Here is a 4381-nt window from a genome sequence, read left to right on the forward strand (position 1 = left end):
ACAGACAATGCAAAGGTTGACGGAAAGGTAATTCCGATTGCCTCACCAGTAGCAGGTAAACTAACTGACTGGAAAGCTGAAGTAGGTAAGAACTACAATGAGAACGATAAATTAGGTGCTGTTACTGTAGCAGCAGCGAATGGAGAACAAACAGTAGATGTAACAATTCCACAAAACGCAACAGTTGTACAATCAAACGCAACAACAAATGCTTTCGTTGGAGCAGGTAGCCCGATTGCTTATGCATTTGATATGAACAATTTATGGGTAACAGCAAATATTGAAGAAACAGTAATTGATGATGTTCAAAAAGGCCAAACAGTAGATGTATATGTAGATGCATACCCAGATACAACGTTAACAGGAAAAGTAGAACAAGTTGGCTTAACAACAGCGAACACATTCTCAATGTTACCATCAAGTAACGCAACAGCGAACTATACGAAAGTAAAGCAAGTTGTACCAGTTAAAATTTCTTTAGATCATAGTAAATCAGTAAATATTGTTCCTGGAATGAATGTGTCAGTTCGTATTCATAAGTAAGGGGGAGATGAGATGTCCTCAATTGCAATTGCAGGATATGCACTATTTTGTATAATCGTCTTCTTCCTTGTAAATCGTCTTTTACGAAAGAAAAAAACGAACGTGGGAGAAGAACAAGTCCCAGCCGTAAGTAAAATAGAAGTAAGTAAAGTTGAAACAGAAGAGAAAGAAATTGAACACAAGCAAGAACCGGAAACTTCTAATGTAGTTGAGTTAGAAACAAGCAAGCAAGAAGAAGTAAAACAAGAAAAAGAAATGCCGAAAAAACAAACGTCTATGCCTATAGAGAATGTAAATGTAAAAGCAGTTGTAACAGTATTAATTCTCGGTATGTTCGTTTCTATTTTAAACCAAACAATTATTAACGTTGCATTGCCACCGTTAATGAATGAATTTAACGTATCAACTTCAACAGCACAATGGTTAATTACAGGATTCATGCTTGTAAATGGTATTTTAGTACCGATTAGTGCCTTTTTAGTTTCACGATTTACGTATCGTAAATTATTCGTAGCAGCAATGTTATTCTTTACTGTAGGATCTATCATTTGTGCTACATCAGGAAACTTTACAATGATGATGACAGGTCGTATTATTCAAGCGGTCGGTGCAGGTATTTTAATGCCGGTTGGTATGAATATCTTCATGACATTATTCCCACCTCATAAGCGCGGAGCAGCGATGGGATTACTAGGTGTAGCGATGATTTTAGCTCCAGCTATCGGACCAACTGTAACAGGTTGGGTAATTGAAAACTATAGCTGGAACTTAATGTTCTATGCGATGTTTATTATCGGTTTAATTATTACCTTCCTATCTTTAAAATTCTTTACACTAGCTCAGCCAGTATCTAAAACGAAATTAGATGTATTTGGTGTTATTAGTTCAAGTATTGGACTAGGAAGCTTGCTGTACGGATTTAGTGAAGCTGGAAATAATAGTTGGACTAGTGCCGAAGTTGTTATTTCACTTGTTATCGGTGTAATTGGTTTAGCGTTATTTATTTGGAGAGAGTTGACAACAGACAATAAAATGCTTGATTTACAAGTATTTAAATATCCAGTATTTACTTTCACTTTATTAATTAACGCAATCGTTACGATGGCATTATTCGGAGGTATGTTATTACTTCCAGTATATCTGCAAAACATTCGTGGCTTCACACCAATTGAATCAGGTTTATTATTACTTCCAGGTTCATTAATTATGGGAATCATGGGACCTATTGCAGGTAAACTATTTGATAAATATGGAATTCGTCCGTTAGCGATTGTTGGATTAGCTATTACAACGTTTGCGACATATGAATTTACCAAGTTATCAATGGATACACCATATAGCGTGATTATGACGGACTATATTATACGTTCAATTGGTATGTCATTCATTATGATGCCAATTATGACAGCTGGTATGAATGCACTGCCGATGAAATTAATTTCTCACGGTACAGCAACGCAAAATACATCAAGGCAAGTAGCTGGTTCAATCGGAACAGCGATTTTAATCACACTTATGACGCAACAAACAACTGCTCACGTAGCAGATTACGGTAACATGTTAACAACGTCAAACCCAATTTTAGTTGATAAAGTACATGGCATGGGGCAAAGCTTAGCGGCCTTAGCTGGATCAGCGCAAGCAGGAGATGCGATGAGTACACAACTATTATATGGACAAATTTCAAAGCTATCTGCAATTAACGGTATTAACGATGCATTCTTAATTGCAACAATATTAGCAGGTGTTGCATGGGTGTTATCGTTCTTCTTGCAATCAGGCAATAAACCAAATAGAAAAGCAGGGAATTAATTTCCCTGCTTTTTTTGTGTTGTTTATGCAGTTACATATAAAAGCTGATAACCAGCTACGGAGCAAAGCCCTGCTATAAACAAAATCGTCCCCATAGAACGAATACTCGATATGTGTCTGCCGCTTATAATAGCTAATAGTCCAGCTAAAGAGAAGAAGCACCAATATAAAGTTCCCGAAATTGGAACCATCCCCTCTAAATCTATTCCAGAACCTATACAAAAGATAGGAACAACGATAAGTAATATGCTAATGAAACCAGCTATAATAGTAAGTAATTTACGATATTTCATGCCAGCAATAATTAAAAAAATGCCGACGATGAATTCGCATAACATGAAAGTAAGAGCTAAAATCATCCAAGTTAATATTTCGAACACTTCTGTATTACCTCCGATTTTTGGGTTTCAAAAAATGTTATATATAGAATGAATCACCTACAGACATGAGCAACCAGAAAATAACCCCTAATATTCCAGCGGTAAAAATAATGAATCCCATATTACGTATACTTTTAATTTTGGCTTGTAATCCACTTATCCCTGCTAATAATCCAGTTAAAGAAAACAGTATCCAATATAAAGTAGTTGAAATAGGGATGATTGTATTGCTCTCCACTCCCATGCCCCAAAAAACAAAAGGTAGTGTGACAAAGGAAAAGCTAAGTAGCCCCATTAAACCAACAAATAATTTACGGTGTTTCACGCTAGTAACAATTAAAAAAATACCACCGAAAAATCCGCATAAAACAAGAAGTGGCATATAAACAACCCAAAGTAAGCTCAACATATATAATCTCCTTCTGTGTAATCAGTTATATTTTACTACATGAGGTTTATTTTGGATATTATTAATAAATATGTATAAATTGATAGAAATGAGTAGTACCGATACGAATTAATAGATGTAGAGCATGAGAGAGGGGAGGAGACGTATGAAAATTACAGAAGAAAATGTTGTAAATCAGCTAAGGAAAAGGAATGAAAAAGCATTATATTTTATTATTGACCAATACGGCGGACTTATAAAAAGTATTATTCAGAAGCATTTAGCTTCGTTTGAAGATGTGCAAGAGGAATGTATGGATGATGTGTTATTGGCAATTTGGAATCATATTGAAAAGTATGATGAAGAGAAAAATACGCTAAAAAATTGGATTGCAGCTATTACAAAATATAAATCTATCGATTATGCGAGAAAATATACGAAGACAGTAAATGAAAAAGGAATAGATCAAATAGATGAAATAGCGGTACATACCGATACTACTAAAAAAGAGATTAGTAATGATATGGAACATATATTAAATCATTTAAAGAAGAACGATAAAGAAATCTTTATGAAGCATTACGTGGAAGAGAATAGTGTAGAAGATATTGCGGAGAAAATGGGGGTGAAAACTTCTTTTATATACAATCGTCTATCAAGAGGTCGAAAGAAGTTAAGGGCATTATTTTTACATAACCGGATGAAATAAATAAGAAAAGAGGTGAAGGAAATGAAAGATCCATATGAAATGTTAAATGATATAAAAATGGATGAGAATGAATATGAAGAGATTAACTTAACGCACGTAGAGAAAAAGAAAATAAAAAAGCGAATTCACAAAAAAATAAACAAGAACAAAGCCCATACGAAACGGAATGTAGCTATTGTAACAACGGCCGCGGCATTATTTATTATGATGATGACTGTAGATATGAGAAGGATGATTGCAGATATACCGTTAATCGGAAGTAAAATGGAAGACTATGTGAACAGTAGAGGAGAACCTTTAAAAGAATATAAAACAACAATAGGACAAACGGTTTATGATAACGGTGTAGAAGTACGATTAGACGAAGTGATGATAGATGAGGGACAGATTATTGTTAATAGTACGTTTAAGTCTAGTCGGGTCAATTTAGAGGAAGCTTATCCTAGCCCTGATATTTATATAAATGGAAAACTGTTAAATGGCAGCGGGAGTGGCGGAGACAAAAAAATAAATGAATACACATATACATTTTTCTCAAATGTAGATTTA

6 protein-coding genes are annotated in these 4381 nt (G+C 34.6%); 4 read left to right on the forward strand and 2 right to left on the reverse strand.

The annotated features are described in order from the left end of the window. Both MR079_RS27765 and MR079_RS27770 read left to right on the forward strand, forming a co-directional pair. Positions 1-543, forward strand: a 543-nt coding sequence (locus tag MR079_RS27765) for an HlyD family secretion protein (protein WP_242295038.1), incomplete at its 5' end; no start/stop codon positions are given. A gap of 12 nt (positions 544-555) precedes the next feature. Beyond that, positions 556-2355, forward strand: a complete 1800-nt coding sequence (locus MR079_RS27770; RefSeq protein ID WP_242295039.1) for a DHA2 family efflux MFS transporter permease subunit — start codon at positions 556-558, stop codon at positions 2353-2355. A 23-nt stretch (positions 2356-2378) separates the two neighbouring features. Here MR079_RS27770 and MR079_RS27775 read toward each other — a convergent pair whose 3' ends face one another. Together MR079_RS27775 and MR079_RS27780 are read right to left on the reverse strand one after the other, a co-directional pair. Then, positions 2379-2735, reverse strand: a complete 357-nt coding sequence (locus MR079_RS27775; protein ID WP_139866463.1) for an ammonia permease — start codon at positions 2733-2735, stop codon at positions 2379-2381. A 37-nt stretch (positions 2736-2772) separates the two neighbouring features. Then, positions 2773-3144, reverse strand: coding sequence for a DNA-binding protein (locus tag MR079_RS27780; protein ID WP_242295040.1), 372 nt, complete (start codon positions 3142-3144; stop codon positions 2773-2775). A 145-nt stretch (positions 3145-3289) separates the two neighbouring features. Here MR079_RS27780 and MR079_RS27785 point away from each other — a divergent pair, with 145 nt between their 5' ends. Beyond that, positions 3290-3832, forward strand: a complete 543-nt coding sequence (locus MR079_RS27785) for a sigma-70 family RNA polymerase sigma factor (RefSeq protein WP_139866465.1) — start codon at positions 3290-3292, stop codon at positions 3830-3832. Between the two features lie 21 nt (positions 3833-3853). Next, positions 3854-4381, forward strand: a 528-nt coding sequence (locus MR079_RS27790) for a DUF4179 domain-containing protein (protein WP_242295041.1), incomplete at its 3' end; no start/stop codon positions are given.

It is taken from the genome of Bacillus cereus group sp. BfR-BA-01381 (assembly GCF_022663555.1).
Taxonomy (GTDB): Bacteria; Bacillota; Bacilli; order Bacillales; family Bacillaceae_G; genus Bacillus_A; species Bacillus_A pacificus.

What these genes read in the sequence shown, in the direction of transcription:
- MR079_RS27770 (WP_242295039.1), top strand. Translation starts at nt 556, where the DNA reads ATGTCCTCAATTGCAATTGCAGGATATGCACTATTTTGTATAATCGTC.
- MR079_RS27780 (WP_242295040.1), bottom strand. Translation starts at nt 3,144, where the DNA reads ATGTTGAGCTTACTTTGGGTTGTTTATATGCCACTTCTTGTTTTATGC.
- MR079_RS27785 (WP_139866465.1), top strand. Translation starts at nt 3,290, where the DNA reads ATGAAAATTACAGAAGAAAATGTTGTAAATCAGCTAAGGAAAAGGAAT.